At 33.8% G+C, this 19952-nt stretch carries 19 protein-coding genes; 17 read left to right on the top strand and 2 right to left on the bottom strand.

Going from position 1 to position 19952, the window contains the following annotated elements:
- On the top strand, window positions 1-828 hold an 828-nt coding region (locus tag DPN68_RS09270; RefSeq protein WP_157958503.1), incomplete at its 5' end, for a transposase.
- Window positions 829-938: 110 nt separating this feature from the next.
- Here DPN68_RS09270 and DPN68_RS09265 read toward each other — a convergent pair.
- The gene (locus tag DPN68_RS09265) at window positions 939-1364 is read right to left on the bottom strand and encodes a hypothetical protein (protein WP_113989374.1); all 426 of its coding nucleotides are present in this window, start codon (window positions 1362-1364) and stop codon (window positions 939-941) included.
- 202 nt (window positions 1365-1566) lie between these two features.
- On the opposite strand from DPN68_RS09265, the gene DPN68_RS09260 reads away from it, so the two are divergent.
- From DPN68_RS09260 to proC, 12 genes are all read left to right on the top strand, one after another.
- Window positions 1567-2343: an OmpA family protein gene (locus DPN68_RS09260; RefSeq protein WP_133256590.1), complete on the top strand. Its 777-nt coding sequence runs from the start codon at window positions 1567-1569 to the stop codon at window positions 2341-2343.
- Window positions 2344-2389: 46 nt separating this feature from the next.
- Window positions 2390-3241 (top strand): OmpA family protein, encoded by an 852-nt coding sequence (locus DPN68_RS09255; protein WP_113989372.1) that lies wholly within the window; start codon window positions 2390-2392, stop codon window positions 3239-3241.
- A gap of 48 nt (window positions 3242-3289) precedes the next feature.
- Window positions 3290-4117 carry an OmpA family protein gene (locus DPN68_RS09250; RefSeq protein ID WP_239987068.1) on the top strand — a complete coding sequence of 276 codons (828 nt, stop codon included), beginning with the start codon at window positions 3290-3292 and terminating at the stop codon, window positions 4115-4117.
- A 5-nt stretch (window positions 4118-4122) separates the two neighbouring features.
- Entirely contained in the window at window positions 4123-4569 is a 447-nt protein-coding gene (locus DPN68_RS09245; RefSeq protein WP_113989370.1) for a hypothetical protein, read from the top strand.
- Between the two features lie 75 nt (window positions 4570-4644).
- Entirely contained in the window at window positions 4645-5823 is a 1179-nt protein-coding gene (locus tag DPN68_RS09240; protein WP_113989369.1) for an AIR synthase related protein, read from the top strand.
- A 72-nt stretch (window positions 5824-5895) separates the two neighbouring features.
- The gene (gene guaA / locus DPN68_RS09235) at window positions 5896-7428 is read left to right on the top strand and encodes a glutamine-hydrolyzing GMP synthase (RefSeq protein ID WP_113989368.1); all 1533 of its coding nucleotides are present in this window, start codon (window positions 5896-5898) and stop codon (window positions 7426-7428) included.
- A 275-nt stretch (window positions 7429-7703) separates the two neighbouring features.
- The gene (locus DPN68_RS09230; RefSeq protein WP_113989367.1) at window positions 7704-9599 is read left to right on the top strand and encodes a LysM peptidoglycan-binding domain-containing protein; all 1896 of its coding nucleotides are present in this window, start codon (window positions 7704-7706) and stop codon (window positions 9597-9599) included.
- A complete protein-coding gene (locus DPN68_RS09225; RefSeq protein ID WP_113989366.1) occupies window positions 9599-10003 on the top strand; it encodes an OsmC family protein in 405 nt (134 codons plus the stop codon). Before DPN68_RS09230 ends, DPN68_RS09225 begins: the two co-directional genes overlap by 1 nt.
- 72 nt (window positions 10004-10075) lie before the next feature.
- Window positions 10076-10303 (top strand): DUF3820 family protein, encoded by a 228-nt coding sequence (locus tag DPN68_RS09220; protein ID WP_113989365.1) that lies wholly within the window; start codon window positions 10076-10078, stop codon window positions 10301-10303.
- Window positions 10304-10458: 155 nt separating this feature from the next.
- Entirely contained in the window at window positions 10459-12072 is a 1614-nt protein-coding gene (locus DPN68_RS09215) for a CTP synthase (RefSeq protein ID WP_113989380.1), read from the top strand.
- 52 nt (window positions 12073-12124) lie between these two features.
- A complete protein-coding gene (yidC, locus tag DPN68_RS09210; protein WP_113989364.1) occupies window positions 12125-14020 on the top strand; it encodes a membrane protein insertase YidC in 1896 nt (631 codons plus the stop codon).
- 61 nt (window positions 14021-14081) lie between these two features.
- A complete protein-coding gene (gene proC / locus DPN68_RS09205) occupies window positions 14082-14885 on the top strand; it encodes a pyrroline-5-carboxylate reductase (protein ID WP_113989363.1) in 804 nt (267 codons plus the stop codon).
- A gap of 57 nt (window positions 14886-14942) precedes the next feature.
- Here the strand turns inward: proC and DPN68_RS09200 are convergent, their stop codons facing one another.
- Window positions 14943-15884 carry a fasciclin domain-containing protein gene (locus DPN68_RS09200; RefSeq protein ID WP_113989362.1) on the bottom strand — a complete coding sequence of 314 codons (942 nt, stop codon included), beginning with the start codon at window positions 15882-15884 and terminating at the stop codon, window positions 14943-14945.
- 163 nt (window positions 15885-16047) lie between these two features.
- Between DPN68_RS09200 and DPN68_RS09195 the strand changes: the two genes are divergently transcribed.
- Genes DPN68_RS09195 through DPN68_RS09180 form a run of 4 tightly spaced genes read left to right on the top strand, consistent with a single transcriptional unit; the run spans window position 16048 to window position 19944 of the window.
- Window positions 16048-16803, top strand: coding sequence for a toxin-antitoxin system YwqK family antitoxin (locus DPN68_RS09195; protein ID WP_113989361.1), 756 nt, complete (start codon window positions 16048-16050; stop codon window positions 16801-16803).
- A gap of 9 nt (window positions 16804-16812) precedes the next feature.
- Window positions 16813-18000 (top strand): tRNA 2-thiouridine(34) synthase MnmA, encoded by a 1188-nt coding sequence (gene mnmA, locus DPN68_RS09190; RefSeq protein WP_113989360.1) that lies wholly within the window; start codon window positions 16813-16815, stop codon window positions 17998-18000.
- A gap of 4 nt (window positions 18001-18004) precedes the next feature.
- On the top strand, window positions 18005-18940 hold the full coding sequence (locus DPN68_RS09185) for a calcium/sodium antiporter (protein ID WP_113989359.1): 936 nt from the start codon (window positions 18005-18007) through the stop codon (window positions 18938-18940).
- 59 nt (window positions 18941-18999) lie between these two features.
- Window positions 19000-19944, top strand: a complete 945-nt coding sequence (locus DPN68_RS09180; protein ID WP_113989358.1) for an NAD(P)H-dependent flavin oxidoreductase — start codon at window positions 19000-19002, stop codon at window positions 19942-19944.
- The last annotated feature ends 8 nt before the right edge of the window (window positions 19945-19952 follow it).

Raw genomic sequence — 19952 nt, 5'->3', positions numbered from 1 at the left:
TATTTTGGACAAATCGCAGTAGACGATGCACACCATGTTATTACTGGAGCGTGTTCTGATTTTGCAGACAAGCGCGATAGTCAATGTTTAGAAAAAATTGTGGAACTTATCGAAGAAAACCTAAACGAAAACGACATTGAATTAGAAGAACTTTTAGCCGATGGCGGTTACAGCAGTGGCGAAGCGTTGGCGTATTTACATAAAAAAAATATTGATGCCTACATTCCTAACTTCGGGCAATACAAACCCGAGCGCGAAGGTTTTACCTTCAACAAAGAGGAAAATTATTACCAATGCACTAAACCCGAAGGCAACCAAGCCAAACTCCTTTTCAAAGGCGAAAAAACGGATAGTAAAGGCTACACCAAACGCACGTACCGAAGCAGCGAGAGTGACTGTAAAAACTGCCCACTCAGAGAACAATGTTGTGGCAAAAGCACTAAGTTTAAAAAGCTAGACGATAGCATCCACAAAGAACATTACGACCGTATGCATCAAAAACTCACACAAAATGCCAAATATGCCAAAAAGATGTCGAGAATACGAAGTAAAACAGTCGAACCTGTGATTGGAACCTTGGTCAACTTCACGAACATGAAACGAGTCAACACCCGAGGCATCAAAAACGCAAACAAACATGTACTCATGGCAAGTTTAACCTACAACTTGAAGAAATACTTGCGTTTTACCATCAAAAAACCAAGTGTTTTAGCCCAAGTTATTTCCCTAAAACAAGGGAAGTACTTTGCTTTTATAAAAACGGTCTTTTTAGACAACAATAACTCAATTTTAAGCTTTCTAAAAATTAGAATTTTGTACATGAACTAAAATAAAACCTCGCTTAAAAGTGCTTAAACGAGTTCGGAATTTTATGTTTTTTGAAATTTTATTTAAAAAATGGTAGTTATGCAACAGTTACCGCTGTTAGCAGCTGTTTTCTATTCTAAGTTTACAACTTTTACAAATTGATATTTTTCTCGATGTTTAAAACCATTAATCAAGCTTTCTATTTTTAATTTAAGGATGCCTTTTTTGGTTATGCGACCTCTATATTTAACTGTTCCAGTAACACTTGTTGTTGAAAACAGTATTTTTCTACCGTTAATTTCATAATTCCCAACTGAAAGATATTCCATTTTCATATTGAACCAACTTTTCAAGTCACTCACTGTCGCATCACATTCAGTTACAACACTTATTACTTTATTATTTGGATAAAATCTTAAAAATGATTTTTCTTCATCTTCGTCGTTCGCATAATCACATTTCGTTTCATAAATACCGTCAAAACTTATAATTTGGTTTTCGGTTTTCTGTCCAAAAACAGAAGCATAAAATAATATTATTAAAACCGTCGTTCTCATTAAATGTAGTTGTGTTTAAAATAGCTGCTAACTTGTTTATATGCGAAATTTTCCAACTACTTTTAAACCATATTGGCAAGATTAACGAAAGTTCTACTTGTTTTTATTTTGTTTTTACTTCTCAAATATATAAAAATTCCCACAACAAAGTAAATCTTTCATACTTAAATCATCATTTCAGCGTTTGCTAATAAAAAACAAATTGAGAACGTTACTTTTATTTCTTTTTTGGAGTCCGTTTTTTTGGGCGCAAGAAACCTTTGTAGTTTATTTTGAAACGGATAAATTTGAGTTAACACCACAAGAATCTGAACGATTGCAACAGTTTCTTCAAACAGAAAATATTACTATTCAGAAAATCATTGGCTTTTGTGATTATCGGGCTAGTGATGCTTATAATCAGATTTTGTCTGAAAAAAGGGCACAATTTGTGTATGATTTGGTGAAAAATAAGTTTTCAAACGCAATTCCATTGGAAGGAAAAGGAGAAAAGTTTCCACAAAATCTAGATTTACAACAAAACCGAAAAGTGGAGATTCATTATGTAGCAGCAATTCCAGAAATTCTAGAGAAAATCGAGATAGTGGAAGTCAAAAAAGAACTCCCAACACAGTATCAAAATTTAAAAGTTGGGGATAAATTGGTGCTCAAAAACTTGTATTTTTACAATCGTTCGGGAGTTTTTGTGCCAAAATCCAGACCAGTTGTGGAAGAATTACTACAAGTGTTATTGGATAACCCAAAATTAAAAATTGAAATTCAAGGTCATATTTGTTGTCATATCGGTCATGATCCTGAAGATATTGCTAAAGTTCGTGCATTTGCCGTTTATAAATATTTGATTGATAATGGTGTAGCCAAAGAGCGATTGCAATATAAAAGTTTCGGAAACACACAACCCATTCACAAAATTCCAGAGAAAAACGATACCGAACGTGATGAAAACCGCCGAGTAGAAATTTTAATTTTAGAAAATTAATCTTTTGTACTTTAGCAAAAAAAACGTTACTTCAAAAAATAGCATTATGCGAGTTTTCTTTTCTTTTCTCTTTTTTTTAATGCTAAATATTGTTGTTGGACAAGAACAATTTTCTGTTTATTTTGATACCGATAAATTTGAGTTAAAGGAAAATGAAATGACAAAATTAATTTCTTGGATCGAGAGCAATAAAAACTCAAAAATTTTGTCATTGTTAGGAACAACAGATGAAAAAGGAACAACAAATTACAATGATACGTTATCTAGAAAAAGAGTTGATTTTGTAATTGGACAGATTGGAAATAAAATTACATTTAGAGAAGATTTTAGAGCAATATCTTTGGGTGAAAGAGATTTGATTTCTAATATAGATGAACTGAATAGAAAAGTAACTATTTATTTTTTACCAAGCGAATTATTGTTTTTAGAGAATCGAATCATAAACAATTATTTAGTAAAAAAACAATTAAAAGAAGTTGAAATCGTTGAAATAGAAGATATTGACTTTTTAAACGGTTTACCATTTGAAGAACAGTTAAAATCTGCTCCTCGAGGAACTTTATTTACGCTTAAAGACATCCATTTCGATTTTAATTCTGCAAATTTATTATATAGTTCAAAGTTACAACTTGATAAATGGGTAAAAGCTTTACAAGATAATGAACAATTGAAAATAATTGTAATTGGGCATATTTGTTGTGTTAAAAGAGATGACTATGATTTATCTACGTTGAGAGCAGAATCCGTTATGAATTATTTTGTTTCATCAAAAATTGATAGTGAAAGAATTAAATACATAGGTTTTGGGTCATCAAAACCAAAATTCAAGATTCCTGAAAAGAATGGATATGAATCTTTGCAAAACCGCCGAGTAGAAATTTTAATTTTAGAAAATTAATCTTTTGTACCTTAGCAAAAAATCGTTACTTCGTAAAAAAAAATTAGCATGATGCGAGTTTTACTTTCTATATTACTTTTTTTAACTCTTCAAACAGTTGTGGGGCAAGAGCAATTTTCTGTATACTTTGATACCGATAAGCATCAGTTAACGCCTGCACAATCCAAACGTTTAAAAGAGTGGATTACTGCCAATGGAAATTCTAAAATTGTAGCTATTCACGGTTTTACAGATGAAGTAGGTTCAGTTGGTTATAATGATACTTTGGCTCAAAAACGCGTGGATTTTATATACGAACAAATTAAAGATAAAGTAACCATTCGTGAAGATTTCAAAACGATTAGTTACGGTAAAAACTTCATGCAATCCATCAATCAAGCGGAAAACAGACGCGCTACGATTTTTTATATTTTAGAAAAGGATTTACAAAGAGAAAATGAAATTCTAGGCATCCAACCTGATGAAAATGTAGAAGGTTTGGAAATTACAGACGATTTGCCTTTGCACGAAAAAGTGGCTCGTGCTAAAGTGGGAACCAAAATTATATTGAAAAATATTAATTTCTTCCAAAATACCTTTGCAACTGTTCCAGAATCCCAAGGCGCTATGTATGACTTGTTGTTTGTTATGCAAAACAATCCCAATTTAAAAATTCAATTGCAAGGGCATATTTGTTGTGTGGATAAAGACAGAAGAAATTTATCTTTGGAACGCGCCAAGCAAATCCGTCGTTTCTTAATTTATAATGGCATTCCTATGGGCAGAGTAACAGTAACAGGTTTTGGTGTAACGCAACCTATTTATCCAATTCCAGAGGAGAATGAAGAACAAGCCGCAGCGAATCGCAGAGTGGAAATGGAAATTTTAAGTAAATAAAACAAATGAGAAAATTTGGTTACCTTTTATTAGCAGTAGTAACGTTTGTGAATTTCAGTTGTTCTGATAAATGTAGTGATGCCGATGCGCCACCATTAGCGTCGCTGTTTGTAACATTTGTTGATGAAGCTACCGATGAAAATGTTTTTGAAAACGAAAGATTTACTGCGAATCAAATTTCCATACTTTTAGAAGACGAACAAGAAGTTCCGTTTAATTTTTTGATCAATACCAATTCGATTCACATTGTTCCTTTGCGACCATTGGCAGAAGGAAACACCATTTTCATCATCCTAAATAATCCCGAAACGGATGATGCTGTGACGATAGAATTGCAATTTGATATTGAAACCCAAAATCAAGAATGTTTCACATTGAATAAAGTAGTGAACGTGCAAACACCAAATAACGATTCGGAAGTTGATAATGATATTTATCAAATAAAAATTTAACAAATTCTAAAATCAAACTTCTAAATTCTAAATTTTAGAACTATCTTTGCGCCACAACAACAACACACTACATTCATGAGTTCTGATACGAGCAAACGCTACAATTTAAGAGGAGTTTCGGCTTCTAAAGAAGATGTGCACCAAGCTATCAAAAACATCGACAAAGGCTTATTTCCACAAGCATTTTGTAAAATCATCCCTGATTATTTAACCAATGACGACCAATATTGCATCATTATGCATGCGGATGGCGCAGGAACTAAGTCTTCTTTAGCCTATATGTATTGGAAAGAAACAGGCGATATTTCAGTTTGGAAAGGAATTGCTCAAGATGCCTTAATCATGAATATTGATGATTTATTATGTGTTGGTGCAACGGATAATATTCTACTTTCCTCAACCATTGGAAGAAACAAAAATCTAATTCCAGGTGAAGTTATATCGGCTATTATCAACGGAACAGAAGAATTAATTTCAGAATTAAAAAATCACGGCGTTACCATTCATTCTACTGGTGGAGAAACGGCTGATGTAGGCGATTTAGTGCGAACTATCATCGTAGATTCAACCGTAACAGCTCGAATGAAACGTGCTGATGTAATTGATAATGCCAACATTCAAGCGGGTGATGTTATTGTAGGATTGGCTTCTTTTGGTCAAGCTACTTACGAAAAAGAATATAATGGCGGAATGGGAAGTAACGGTTTAACATCGGCACGTCATGATGTTTTTGCCAAATATTTAGCAGAAAAATATCCAGAAAGTTTTGATGCTTCAGTTCCCAATGAATTAGTGTATTCAGGTCAAACTAAATTGACAGATGCAGTAACTAATAGTCCAATTGACGCTGGAAAATTAGTGCTTTCTCCAACGAGAACATACGCTCCAGTTATCAAAACCATTTTATCAAAATACAATTCCAATCAAATTCACGGAATGGTACACTGCAGTGGTGGTGCGCAAACAAAAGTGCTTCACTTTGTAGATAACGTTCACGTGATTAAAGATAATTTATTTCCAGTACCACCATTGTTCCAATTAATTCAAGAACAATCCAAAACCGATTGGAAAGAAATGTACCAAGTATTCAATTGTGGTCACCGCATGGAAATATACGTTCCTGCAGAAGTAGCGCAAGACATCATCGAAATTTCGAAAACATTCAATATCGATGCACAAATCGTAGGAAGAGTGGAGAAATCAGATAGTAAGAAATTAACAATTACATCCGAATACGGAACGTTTGAATATTAATCTGTAGAGACAAGTCATGACTTGTCTTTCTGTTTTTAATAAAATTAAAATTTACAACACAACAACAATAAAATGCAACACAACGTATTAATTTTAGATTTCGGTTCGCAATACACCCAATTAATTGCACGAAGAGTTAGAGAGTTAAACATTTTCTGCGAGATTTTTCCATTCGATAAAATTCCAGCAGATTTATCATCATACAAAGCCGTAATTTTAGGAGGAAGTCCATGTTCGGTGCGTTCAGAAGAAGCATTGCATCCTGATTTATCTCAAATTAGAGGGAAAATGCCATTGTTAGCCGTTTGTTACGGAGCGCAATATTTAGCGCATTTTTCAGGTGGAGAAGTAGCAGCTTCCAACACAAGAGAATACGGTAGAGCGAATTTGTCTTACATCAAAGAAAACGAAGTGTTTTTGGAAGGTGTGAGTCCAAACAGCCAAGTTTGGATGAGTCATTCTGATTCAATCAAACAATTACCAACAAACGGAGTTAAAATTGCTAGTACCAAAGACGTAGAAAATGCAGCCTACAAAATCGAAGGCGAAACAACTTACGCCATTCAATTTCACCCAGAAGTATATCATTCTGTGGATGGAAAACAGATGTTGGAGAATTTCTTAGTAAAAATTGCCCAAGTGCCTCAAAATTTCACACCAAATGCCTTCGTAGAAGAAGTGGTTGCGGAATTGAAAGAAAAAATTGGAAACGATAAAGTGGTTTTAGGACTTTCTGGTGGAGTAGATTCCACAGTAGCAGCGGTTTTATTACATAAAGCTATTGGTAGTAATTTATATTGTATTTTCGTAAACAACGGATTGTTGCGTAAAAATGAATTCCAAAATGTACTAGACCAATACAAAGGAATGGGATTAAATGTAAAAGGTGTTGACGCTTCCAAACGTTTTTATGACGCATTAGCAGGATTGGATGATCCAGAAGCGAAACGTAAAGCTATTGGAAAAGCTTTTATCGAAGTTTTTGATGATGAAGCACACCAATTAACCGATGTAAAATGGTTAGGTCAGGGTACTATTTATCCTGATGTTATTGAATCGGTTTCAGCTACGGGCGGACCTTCGGCAACAATCAAATCGCATCACAATGTGGGTGGATTACCTGATTTCATGAAATTGCAAGTGGTAGAGCCTTTACGAATGTTATTTAAAGATGAGGTTCGTAGAGTAGGAAGAACTTTAGGAATTGATGATGAATTATTAGGTCGTCATCCGTTTCCTGGACCAGGATTAGCGATTCGTATTTTAGGCGATATTACACCAGAAAAAGTAGCTATTCTACAAGAAGTAGACGCCGTTTTCATCAACGGATTAAAAGAACACGGTTTGTACGATAAAGTTTGGCAAGCAGGAGCTATTTTATTACCAGTAAATAGCGTAGGAGTAATGGGAGATGAGCGTACTTATGAAAAAGTAGTTGCTTTACGCGCTGTAGAATCAACAGATGGAATGACCGCAGATTGGGTACATTTACCGTATGAGTTTTTAATGAAAATTTCCAATGAAATTATCAATAACGTTCGTGGTGTGAACCGAGTTGTTTACGATATCAGCTCAAAACCACCAGCAACTATTGAGTGGGAATAAGATAATAAAAGAATAAATTTCAATGCCAAAGGCAACTTTCCGAATTTCTTGTTTAAATTTGTAATACCACTTCTGCTTTGTGATTATTGTAAAAGAAAAGGATGATTTTTTTCTTTATACAACTTAGAAAAATAAAGCATAGCCTTAGCTATGGTTTATTTTTATAGGGAAGTAGAAAGGGAAAAAGTGCGTTTTATTGCAGTAATCTCAAAGCAGAAGTGGTATATAGTTGAATTTGGCATTGTTATTGAAATAAACTTTGAAAATTGTAGTTTATGAGACTAGTTAAGATTGTATTTTTAGTTTTCGCCTTGTGGAGTTCGTTTTTTGTAACCGCACAAAACAATGGAAAACATACTGTAAAAAAAGGAGAAACCGTGTTTTCGATTGCTAAGCAATACCAAATCACGCCTTTTGATATTTATCGTTTGAATCCAGACGCTAAAAATGGTATTCAAGAAAATACAGTATTGTTACTTCCTCAAAAATCAACAGCAACAAAGCAAGTAAAAGAAGAAGTTACCACGCATGTTGTGGCTCCAAAAGAAACTTTATTTAGTTTAGCTAAAAAGTATGAGGTTTCTGTGGCTGATTTGAAAGAATGGAATCCAACGATTGCCAAAAACGGACTAAAAATTGGAGAAGAAATTATCGTTAGAAAAGACGAAGTGGTTCAAGAAACCGGTTATGTTGAAGTAGCCGCTGTAAAAAGTAAGACAGAAACCTTTTCTTATAAAGTGCTTCCACAGGAAACCAAATACGGAATAGCAAAAAAATTCAACATTACGATTGAAGAATTAGAAAAAGCCAATCCGCAAATCAAAGAATCGCTAAGTGAAGGTGAAATTCTTACCATCAAACGTGCCGTTGTAAAAGAAGTGACCAAAGTTAACGATCAAGAAAATTTTTATACGGTAAAACCGCAAGAAACGCTATTCGGACTTTCCAAAGAATTGAATCTTTCTCAAGACGAATTAATTCGATTGAATCCTGAATTACAAGAGGGTTTGAAAGAAGGAATGGTTTTGAAATTACCAAAGCGCGTAACTTCAAGCGGATTTACTTTATCCAATAAACCTTTGGCAGATTTAACCAAATCGGTGAATAAAAGCCAGACTAAAGATTTGGTATTGCTGTTACCATTTGGGTTAAATAAAATCCAATCGGATTCCACAAAAACGCAAACGGAAATTTTAAAAACCAATAAGTTTTTGAACATGACGCTAGATTTTTACGCTGGAGCCATGATGGCAATTGATTCTGCAAAAGTATTGGGATTACCAGTAAACGTGAAAATTTTAGATATTGAAAGTACCAAAAACACGTCAAATGTAGCGTCTGTGATTGCTAAAAACGATTTTTCTACGGTTTCGGCTGTAATTGGTCCTTTTCAAACTTCTCATACTGAAACGGCAGCACAATTACTTTCCAAATACAACACGCCAGTAATTTCGCCATTGTCAAAAGAAGTTGGTAGAATGTTGCCTAATTTGTATTATTCTGTGCCTTCGCAAAAACATATTACTCAAATGTTATTTACGCATTTTGAAAAAAATAATGGGAATGTTATAGCTATTATAAGTGCTAAAAAAGGCAGTTCAAAAGATCATATCAGTGCCAATTATCCAAACGCAAAATTCGCTTCATACAATGAAAAAGGCGGTTTGGATTTCGAATATTTACGAACACTTTTTGTGAAAGGACAGAAGAATTTCGTGGTTTTAGATTCAGAAAATAGAGGATTTGTATTGAATGTGACCAACCATTTGATAAAATTAAAATCTGAATTTGATTTGCAATTAGCGGTATTGGAATTATATGATACGTTAGATTTTGAAGAAATTCCAATTACGAATTTAACCGAATTGAACATGTTGTTTCCTTCTACCAAAAAAGAAGTAAATACACCAGAAGGTTTTATTTTTGAGAGTAAATTTAAAAAAGCAAATGGCGTTTCTTCTAATTCAATTGTAAACAGAGGATTTGATGTAACATTCGACACCTTATTACGCATTTGCCAAGAAGACGGATTTACTATCACTACAACCAAGTTCAGAACCGAACATGTAGAAAGTAGTTTTGATTATACCAATGAAAACGGAGCAAATGTAAACACAGCAGGATATTTATTATATTACGATACTGATTTAACGATTAAACAAGTACAATAATGGCAACTTCCAAAGTAACTTATTTAGGTGATTTACGTACCTCTTCTATACATTTACAATCGGGTTCAGAAATTATTTCTGATGCACCACTTGACAACAACGGAAAAGGAGAAGCATTCTCTCCAACCGACAGCGTTGCCAACGGATTAGCCAGTTGCATGTTTACCGTAATGGGAATCAAAGCACACGATTTAGACGTAGATTTCTCAGGTTCAACAGCAGAAGTAACTAAGGTTATGGGAACAGAACCAAGAAGAATCACAGAAATTCACGTAACTTTTAATTTCTCCATCAATCCCGACGAGAAAACAAAAAATATCCTAGAAAGAACCGCAATGACTTGCCCAGTTTTCTATAGTTTGCATCCGGAAATTAAAAAGGAAATTGTTTTTAATTGGAAGTAATAGATAAAAGAATATAGACGGTTTTAAAAAGTCTTTCTTCTTTTATCTTATTTCTATCCTCTCAAAAAAAAAATGACCAACCAAGAACTCCTAATCAAACTTGCTCATACCAAAATGCCATTTGGCAAATACGAAGGCTATTACTTAATCGACCTTCCGGAGTATTATGTGGTTTGGTATGCCAATAAAGGTTTCCCAAAAGGACAATTAGGCGAACAATTAAAATTGGTTCACGAACTCAAGTTAAACGGCTTAGAAGAACTGGTTCGAAACATCCGCAGAAACTTTCCAAAAAAGTAATTCTTAAAAACACAAAATCATCTTTATTAACATTGTGTAAATCGGTATAAAATTTCTAAATTCTAATTTCTGAATTCTAATTTTAAAACCTATCTTTGCACGATTTTATTACAGATAAATCATATTTATCGCAACAACAACACAACAACAACACAATGAACCAAACTAAGTACATTTTTGTTACCGGAGGTGTGACTTCTTCTTTAGGAAAAGGAATTATCGCAGCTTCGTTAGCCAAATTATTGCAAGCCAGAGGATACCGAACAACCATTCAAAAGTTTGATCCATACATCAACGTAGATCCAGGAACATTAAATCCTTACGAACACGGCGAGTGTTATGTAACAGACGATGGAGCAGAAACCGATTTGGATTTAGGTCACTATGAGCGTTTTTTAAACGTTCCTACTTCTCAAGCGAACAACGTAACTACAGGAAGAGTCTATCTTTCGGTTATTGAAAAAGAGCGTAGAGGAGAATTTTTAGGAAAAACGGTTCAGGTAGTGCCTCATATCACAAACGAAATCAAGGAACGCATGCAGTTACTTGGAAAATCGGGTGATTTTGATATTGTAATTACTGAGATTGGTGGAACTGTTGGAGATATTGAATCATTACCTTATATCGAATCCGTTAGACAATTGATTTGGGAATTAGGTGAAAATAACGGAATCGTAATTCATTTAACGTTAGTGCCATATTTGGCTGCTGCCGGAGAATTAAAAACGAAACCAACCCAACATTCAGTAAAAACCTTAATGGAAAGCGGAATCAAAGCTGATATTTTAGTTTGTAGAACTGAACATGAAATTTCGCAAGATTTACGTCAGAAATTAGCGTTATTCTGTAATGTGAAAAAAGAAGCGGTAATTCAATCTATTGATGCTTCCACTATTTATGAAGTTCCCAATTTAATGTTGGAAGAAGGATTGGATAGAGTAGCGTTGAAAAAATTAGATTTACCAGAAAAAAATACACCAGATTTAACCAACTGGAACGAGTTCTTATTCAGATTGAAAAATCCAAAACATGAAGTAAACATAGGTTTGGTTGGAAAATATGTGGAATTACAAGATTCTTACAAATCGATTTTAGAAGCGTTTATTCATGCTGGAGCGGCAAATGAGACAAAAGTGAATGTCATTTCAATTCATTCTGAATATTTAGATGCCAATTCGGCAGCAAGTCAGTTAAAAGATTTAGATGGTATACTTGTTGCACCAGGTTTTGGCGGTCGTGGAATTGAAGGTAAAATCGACACCGTTCGTTATGCAAGAGAAAATAACATTCCGTTTTTCGGAATTTGTTTGGGAATGCAAATGGCTGTAATTGAATATTCGCGTAATGTTTTAGGTTATACTGATGCGAATTCAACCGAAATGAATGAAAATACAACTCATCCAGTAATTAATTTAATGGAAGAGCAAAAAAACATTGAAAACAAAGGAGGAACTATGCGTTTAGGCGCATGGAAATGTAGTATAAAAGAAAATACGTTGGCACAAAAAATCTATGGTAAAACAGAGATTATGGAGCGCCACCGTCACCGTTACGAATTCAATGGTGCGTATTTAAACGAATTAGAAAAAGCAGGATTAGTAGCTTCTGGAGTAAATCCAGATACGAAGTTGGTAGAAATTGTTGAAATTCCTACACATCCTTTCTTTATCGGCGTGCAATACCATCCTGAATATAAAAGTACAGTTGCTAATCCGCACCCACTTTTTGTGAGTTTTGTTGCCGCAGCCGTACAACACAAGAATAAATAAACCGTTCACAAAGTACTGAATACTTAAAACTGAACACTGAACACTATTTTAGATGGAAGAAAAAAAATTAGACCTTAATTCGATTATTGGATTTGTATTAATCTCAGGATTATTAATTTGGATGTTGTATTCCAATGCACCAACTCCAGAAGAATTAGAAGCCGAAAAAGCCAAAAAAGAACAAGTAGAAAAAGCCAAAGAAGAAGAACCTGCAAAAATTGTAGCACCTTCATCTCCAACTGAAATTGTAGCTGTAGATTCATTGAAACAAAATGCGTTACAAGCGCAATTGGGTTCTTTTGCTTACTCAGCTTCTTTACCATCAGCAACAAATGAGGTTACTGAATTAAACAACGGTTTATTAACTTTAAAAATTGCTAATAAAGGTGGTTATATTGTTTCGGCAATTGTAAATGATTTTGAGCAATTCAAAAAAGGATCTGGTGAAACCATCGAACTAATTAAAGATAACAATGCTAAGTTCAACCTGACTTTAAATACGAAAGACAATAGAACTTTGGAAACCAAAGACTTGTATTTTGAACCAACTTTAACCAAAGAAGGTGAGAATCAAGTATTAACCATGCGTTTGAAAGCAAGCGACAACCAATTTTTGGAATACCGCTATGTTATGAAACCAAACGAATACATGTTGGATTTTGCTATTCGTTCGCAAGGATTAAATTCAGTTGTGAATAGCGAAAAACCAGTTGGTTTAGATTGGCAAATGAAAACTTTTAGAAATGAAAAAAGTGTGGTTTACGAAAACCGTTACACCGATATTCATTTTGAACACAAAGACGGAAAAACAGATTATTTAAGTGTTAATGGCGAAGATGATGAGGTTTTAGAAAACGCAACTTATATCGCTTATCACCAATTTTTCTTTGTTTCTATTTTATTGACAGATACGCCATTCAAAACGGTAAGTTTAAAATCAGAAAACTTAGTTAAAGATGAAACTGTTGATACGTTGTATACCAAAAATATGGCTGCTTTTATTCCATTGGAATTTAAAAATGGAGAGTTAGATTACAGCATGAATTGGTATTATGGACCAACAAAATATAAAGTTCTTAACGATTACAACCGTAATTTAGACGATATTCTTCCTTTAGGTTGGGGAATTTTCGGTTGGATAAACCGTTTTATTTTTATTCCTGTTTTCGGTTTTATCTCAGGATTTTTACCTTACGGAATTGCTATTATCGTATTTACAATTTTGGTTCGTATTGTGATGTCGCCAATTACGTATAAGTCGTATTTGTCACAAGCTAAGATGAAGGTTTTACGACCAGAAATTGCAGCATTGAACGAAAAGTACAAAGACAACCCAATGAAGAAACAACAAGAAACTATGAAGTTGTATTCAACAGCAGGCGTAAATCCTATGGCAGGATGTATTCCAGCGGTAATGCAAATTCCAATTTTCTATGCTTTGTTCCAATTCTTTCCATCGGTGTTTGATTTACGTCAAAAATCATTTTTATGGGCAGATGATTTATCTTCGTATGATAACATTTACCAATTGCCATTTACGATTCCATTTTATGGTGATCACGTAAGTTTATTCCCAATTTTGGCTTCTGTTGCTATTTTCTTCTATATGAAAATGACAACGGGTGACCAAGCTATGAGCACGCCACCACAAGAAGGAATGCCAGATATGGGGAAAATCATGAAAGTGATGATTTATATTTCTCCAATCATGATGTTGTTTTTCTTTAATAATTACGCTTCAGGTTTGAGTTTGTATTATTTTGTGTCTAACTTAATTACTATTGGTATTATGTTAGTTATTAAAAAATATATCGTTAAAGAAGATAAGATTTTAGCTAAAATTGAATCGAATAAATCAAACCCCAAGAAGGAAAGTAAATTCCAAAGAAAAATGCGTGAAATGATGGAGCAAGCAGAAGCTCAAAAAGCGCAACAAAAGAAAAAATAATTTTTTTAATAATTATATAGTAAACCCCATCTGCATAAGTTGGGGTTTCTTTTTAGTATATATGAAGATTTCAATCATTGGTTTTGGCAACATGGGGCAAACCTATGCCAATAGTTTTTTAAATTCAGGTTTTGTACAAGCAGATAGTGTTTTTGTTCTCAACAAAACTGAAGTGGAAAAGAAGAAAGTTTTTGGTATTCCAAAAGAGAATTATTTTATAGTTCCCAATGCCACATTTTTTGAATCAGATATTATTATAATTGCGGTTAAACCTCAAGATTTTTTCGAGTTAGCTGAAACAATTCAACCTTTTCTTTCATCTGAACACATTGTTTTGTCTGTAATGGCAGGAATTTCTATAGCTACAATTGAAGAGCAATTAAGTATTACTAAAATTGTGCGTTCTATGCCTAATATCCCAACACAAATTGGCGAAGGAATGACCGTTTTTTGTGCTTCTCAAGCCGTTGATAGAAAGGAATTATTCATTGTCCAAAATCTTATCAATACTACAGGAAAATCCATTTATGTGGAAAAAGAAACGATGTTGAATGCGGCAACAGCCATTTCAGGAAGCGGACCTGCTTACGTGTTTTATTTCATGCAGGCTATGATTGAATCGGCAATTCAATTGGGTTTTTCACCTTCTGAAGCAGAGTTTTTGGTAAATCAAACATTTGCTGGTTCTGTACAATTGCAAAAAAGAAGTAAAATTGGGAATGAAGAATGGATTGAAAAAGTAGCTTCCAAAGGAGGAACAACAGAAGCTGCATTGGAAGTATTTAGTAATTGGAATATGAAATCAATTATTGATACTGCTTTAAAAGCTGCTAATGAAAGAGCCATTGCATTAGGGGGAAAATAAAAAGCACCGATTTCTCGATGCTTCTTACTTTTCATAGCAATTTTTATATTTTAAAGTTTAATCAAATGCGGGTAATAAAACATTATTTACAACATGAATTACACCATTTGAAGCTTGTACATCAGTAGCAATTATGCCAGTTTGTCTATCACTTTCATCTGTAATTGTAGTCCCAGCAATTGTGAAAGTACCAGTTTCGAAAGTTGTTATTGGAGTTGTAGGTATTCCAGTAGATAATACATTAGCACCAGCAACAACATGGTAGGTTAAAACAGCTGTAACTTGAGCTGAAGTTAAACCTGCAAGCACACCTGGGTTTTGAGTTTCAAATGTAGTGAATGCGTCATTGTTTGGGGCAAAAACGGTAAATGGTGAACTTGCTGTACCATCTAAGGTTGAAACAAGATTTTGTTGTGTAAGTAAACTAACTAAAGTACTAAAACCTGGATTTGCGGCTGCATGTGTAACAACTGTTGGTAAGCCAATCACAGCATCAACAACGTGGATTACTCCGTTTGAAGCGACTATATCTGCTGTAGTAACACTTGCAACACCATTTAAGCGAACACCGCTAGTTGTGTTGATAAACATACTCAATGTGTTTGAATCAGAAGCACTACCTTTACCTAATGTTTTTACATAACCAGTAGATAAACTAGTTGATAGGTTAGTACCGTTAACAACATGATTTAATAAAACTTCTCTTAGTACATCAACAGGAATGTCGTTTAAAGAAGTAAAGCCGTTATCTGCTAAAAAGTCATTAAAAGCAGCATTTGTTGGAGCAAATACGGTAAACGGACCATTTTGGTCTAATGTTTGTACTAAACCTGCTCGGTCAAGTGCAGCAACTAATGTAGTAAAGTTTGGATTTCTTGATGCAATAGCAGCAATAGTATTGCTCTCTGGTGTTACATTGTCATCATCCGAACACGAAAACATTACAGTAGAAGTTGCCACTAGTAACGTTAATTTGATTAATTTTGCAAAGTTTTTCATAACAGTTAATTTTTTTGTTCAAGCAAATTTAAAAAAACATTAAACAAATAATAAAATTATTTATAGCTAAATTTAATAGAAATATAAAAGTTTAACTTTATAAAGAGTTTTGTTTAATCAAGTAATAATAAAAATAGCTTTTAACCTATAAATCAATAGACAAATGTTAAAAATTAAGTTTTTAATCCTTTTTTTAAGTGTAGTATTTGTTTCAAATGCTCAGGAAATCAATCAGTTGAATTCAAAAGGGAATCGAGAAGGATTGTGGAAAGGAATTCATGAGAAATCGAAACGACCACGTTATGAAGGTTTTTTTAAAGATGGAAAAGAAACTGGAGTTTTTAAGTATTTTGATGATACCAAAGCAGGAACTGTAATTGCCACAAGAGATTTTTCAAAAGGAGATGGTTCTTGTTACACCACTTTTTTTGATCAAAAAGGAAATAAAGTGAGTGAAGGCGTACTTTTGAATAGACTACCAGAAGGCGAGTGGAAGTATTATCATTTCCAAAGTAAAGACATTATGTCTATTGAAAATTATAAAAAAGGAAAACTACATGGTACAAAAAAGGTATTTTATAAAAATGGAACTTTAGCAGAAGTTTCCAATTATGCCAACGGAAAATTAGAGGGTTCTTATAAAAAATATGCCGAAAACGGAAATCTATTAGAAGAATCGGGTTATAAAGAAGGCGATTTACATGGAGAAGTTATTTATTATGACGGAGATAAAAATATTGTTTTCAAAGGCGAATATAAAAATGGTAGAAAAGTAGGTTATTGGGAAATCTATGAAAACGGAAAATTAGTTTCTAAAGAGAAAGTAACGCGTTTTACCAGAAAAACATTTAAAATTGAAAAATCTGAAGACGGAAAATTAATTCCATCAGAACCTAAAACAAAACACGAAAAAAAATAAATAAAATCAATGAAAAGAGTAGTAGTTGGTTTATCAGGTGGAGTTGATTCCAGTGTAGCAGCCTATTTATTAAAAGAACAAGGTTACGAAGTCATTGGCTTATTTATGAAAAATTGGCACGATGACTCGGTAACTATTTCCAATGAATGTCCGTGGTTAGAAGATAGTAACGATGCACTTTTGGTTGCAGAAAAATTAGGAATACCTTTCCAAACGGTTGATTTATCCGAACAATACAAAGAGAAAATCGTTGATTATATGTTTCACGAATACGAACAAGGACGAACTCCCAATCCTGACGTATTATGTAATCGTGAGATAAAATTTGATGTTTTTATGAAAATTGCTCTTTCATTAGGAGCGGATTATGTAGCAACCGGACATTATTGCAGAAGAGGAATCATCGAAGAAAACGGAAAAGAAATTTACCAATTATTAGCCGGTAAAGACGGAAATAAAGACCAATCGTATTTCTTATGCCAATTGTCACAAGAGCAATTAGCTAAAGCTTTATTCCCAATTGGTGAATTAACCAAACCTGAAGTTCGTGAAATTGCTTCCCAATTAGATTTAATCACAGCTGAAAAGAAAGATTCGCAAGGTTTATGTTTCATTGGAAAAGTGCGTTTACCTGAATTTCTCCAACAAAAATTACAACCAAAGGAAGGAATTATAGTTGAAATTCCAGCCGATGCACCAATTTATTCGGAAGAAAAACCAAATTTTTCGTCTGAAGAAGAAGCTTTTGCACACGAAGCCAGAAGAATTAATTATTTACAAGTTCCTGGTAAAGTCGTTGGCAAACACCAAGGCGCTCATTATTTCACTAAAGGACAAAGAAAAGGCTTGAATGTTGGTGGAACCAAAGAAGCGTTATTCGTTATAGAAACTGATGTGGATAAAAACATCATTTACACCGGTCAAGGAAACAATCATCCCGGACTTTTCAAAAAAGCATTATTCATCAAAAACGATGAAGTGCATTGGATTAGAGAAGATTTAGCTTTAAAAGTGGGAGAAAAAATGGGAGTAATGGCTAGAATTCGCTACCGCCAACCGTTGCAAAAAGCGACTTTGCACCAATTTGAAACTGGAATGTATGTAGTTTTCAACGAGCCTCAATCTGCCATAACAGAAGGTCAATTTGTAGCTTGGCATAAAGACGATGAAATTTTAGGAAGTGGCGTAATCACATAATTTTATGGATGTACTATTTATTGTTTTAGGTTTAGCATTATTGGTTTTAGGAGGAAATTGGTTATTGAAATCAGCTGTTGGTTTGTCTCTAAAACTCAATATTTCTAAAATTGTTATTGGTTTAACCGTAGTGTCATTTGCCACATCAGCTCCAGAATTAATCATTAGCGTGAAATCGGCTTTAGATGGATTTTCAGATATTGCTCTTGGAAATGTGGTAGGGTCAAACATTGCAAATATAGGTTTGGTTTTGGGAGCCGTTTTATTGATTAATGCGGTTAACGTTGAGCGAAGTTTCTATATTACAGATTGGCCAATGAAAATACTGGCTTCGTTTTTACTATTTGGTTTTTTGCTACTCAATAATGATATTAGTAGAAGCGAAGGAGTTATCTTTTTACTTATCTTGATTTTTTTCATAGTTTATATCATTAAGAAAAACAAACAAATAACAACGGAATTGCCTTCAGGAACTGAAAAAATATTGCCCAACCATTTAATTATTCTTTTCATGTTTTTAGGTGGATTTGCACTTTGGGCAGGTTCGGAATTATTAGTAAAAGGTGCTGTAAATTTAGCTGAAAGTTTTGGTGTAAGCGAGCGAATTATTGCGGTAACTGTAGTTTCTATTGGTACTAGTATTCCAGAATTAGCATCTTCTATTATTGCAGCGATTAAAAAAGAAGCGGATATTTCCATTGGTAATATTATTGGATCTAACATTTTTAATATACTGTGTGTTTTAGGAATTACAGCTATTATAAAACCAATAGAAAATATTGACGAAAAAATGCTTTCACAAGACATTTATTGGATGTTAGGTTTTGCTTTGCTTTTGATGCCATTGGTTATTTTACCCAAACGAGGTAGTTTGTTTTTTAAAGAAGGAATTTTACTTTTAGTAGCGTATGCCGCATTTTTGTATTTCACTTTAACTTAAATTTTCTTCCAATTTTAGCCAATAAATAGTAACTTGCCCAAGCTTAAAACAGAATTAGAATGAACAGAATTACCCAACTTTTCAACATACAATATCCCATTATCCAAGGCGGAATGATTTGGAATAGCGGTTATAAATTAGCAAGTGCCGTAAGTAATGCAGGCGGACTTGGTTTAATTGGTGCGGGTTCTATGTATCCAGAAGTATTGCGTGAACATATTCAAAAATGCAAAAAAGCTACTGATAAGCCTTTTGGTGTAAATATTCCAATGTTGTATCCCAATATTGAAGAAATCATGCAAATTGTGAAGGAAGAAGGTGTAAAAATTGTCTTCACTTCAGCAGGAAATCCAAAAACTTGGACACCGTTTTTAAAAGAAAATGGCATAACTGTTGTACATGTAGTAAGTAGCACAAAATTTGCCTTAAAAGCACAAGAAGCAGGAGTTGATGCTGTAGTAGCAGAAGGTTTTGAAGCTGGCGGACACAATGGAAGAGATGAAACCACTACGTTAACATTAATTCCAATGGTAAAAGAGCAAGTTACCATTCCATTAATCGCCGCTGGAGGAATTGCTTCTGGTAGAGGAATGTTAGCCGCAATGTGTTTGGGAGCCGATGGCGTTCAAATGGGAAGTCGTTTTGCTGCTTCAACGGAAAGTTCGGCACATGATAATTTTAAGAAAACAATTGTAGCAACCAAAGAAGGTGATACCCAATTAACATTGAAAGAATTAGCACCAGTACGATTGATTAAAAATAAATTCTACAACGACGTTCAAGAATTGTATGCCAAATGTCCTTCGAAAGAAGATTTAGAGAATTTACTAGGAAAGCGTAGAGCCAAAAGAGGCATGTTTGAAGGCGATTTAGTAGAAGGTGAATTGGAAATTGGTCAAATAGCAGGTATCATTCACGATATTTTACCGGTTCAAAACATTATGGAAAATGTGATTCAGGAATTCAATCAAGCGAAACAAGAAATGATTACATTTGAATTTTAATTTTACAT

The organism is Flavobacterium tibetense (assembly GCF_003293845.1).
GTDB lineage: Bacteria > Bacteroidota > Bacteroidia > Flavobacteriales > Flavobacteriaceae > Flavobacterium > Flavobacterium tibetense.
The sequence above is the reverse complement of the archived record's forward strand: the minus strand, read 5'-3'. Positions and strand labels throughout refer to the sequence as shown.

Excerpts from the sequence above, each read along its gene's own strand:
- DPN68_RS09265 (WP_113989374.1), bottom strand. The coding sequence starts at position 1,364 with ATGAGAACGACGGTTTTAATAATATTATTTTATGCTTCTGTTTTTGGA.
- DPN68_RS09255 (WP_113989372.1), top strand. The coding sequence starts at position 2,390 with ATGCGAGTTTTCTTTTCTTTTCTCTTTTTTTTAATGCTAAATATTGTT.
- DPN68_RS09250 (WP_239987068.1), top strand. The coding sequence starts at position 3,290 with ATGATGCGAGTTTTACTTTCTATATTACTTTTTTTAACTCTTCAAACA.
- DPN68_RS09245 (WP_113989370.1), top strand. The coding sequence starts at position 4,123 with ATGAGAAAATTTGGTTACCTTTTATTAGCAGTAGTAACGTTTGTGAAT.
- DPN68_RS09240 (WP_113989369.1), top strand. The coding sequence starts at position 4,645 with ATGAGTTCTGATACGAGCAAACGCTACAATTTAAGAGGAGTTTCGGCT.
- guaA (WP_113989368.1), top strand. The coding sequence starts at position 5,896 with ATGCAACACAACGTATTAATTTTAGATTTCGGTTCGCAATACACCCAA.
- DPN68_RS09230 (WP_113989367.1), top strand. The coding sequence starts at position 7,704 with ATGAGACTAGTTAAGATTGTATTTTTAGTTTTCGCCTTGTGGAGTTCG.
- DPN68_RS09225 (WP_113989366.1), top strand. The coding sequence starts at position 9,599 with ATGGCAACTTCCAAAGTAACTTATTTAGGTGATTTACGTACCTCTTCT.
- DPN68_RS09220 (WP_113989365.1), top strand. The coding sequence starts at position 10,076 with ATGACCAACCAAGAACTCCTAATCAAACTTGCTCATACCAAAATGCCA.
- DPN68_RS09215 (WP_113989380.1), top strand. The coding sequence starts at position 10,459 with ATGAACCAAACTAAGTACATTTTTGTTACCGGAGGTGTGACTTCTTCT.
- yidC (WP_113989364.1), top strand. The coding sequence starts at position 12,125 with ATGGAAGAAAAAAAATTAGACCTTAATTCGATTATTGGATTTGTATTA.
- proC (WP_113989363.1), top strand. The coding sequence starts at position 14,082 with ATGAAGATTTCAATCATTGGTTTTGGCAACATGGGGCAAACCTATGCC.
- DPN68_RS09200 (WP_113989362.1), bottom strand. The coding sequence starts at position 15,884 with ATGAAAAACTTTGCAAAATTAATCAAATTAACGTTACTAGTGGCAACT.
- DPN68_RS09195 (WP_113989361.1), top strand. The coding sequence starts at position 16,048 with ATGTTAAAAATTAAGTTTTTAATCCTTTTTTTAAGTGTAGTATTTGTT.
- mnmA (WP_113989360.1), top strand. The coding sequence starts at position 16,813 with ATGAAAAGAGTAGTAGTTGGTTTATCAGGTGGAGTTGATTCCAGTGTA.
- DPN68_RS09185 (WP_113989359.1), top strand. The coding sequence starts at position 18,005 with ATGGATGTACTATTTATTGTTTTAGGTTTAGCATTATTGGTTTTAGGA.
- DPN68_RS09180 (WP_113989358.1), top strand. The coding sequence starts at position 19,000 with ATGAACAGAATTACCCAACTTTTCAACATACAATATCCCATTATCCAA.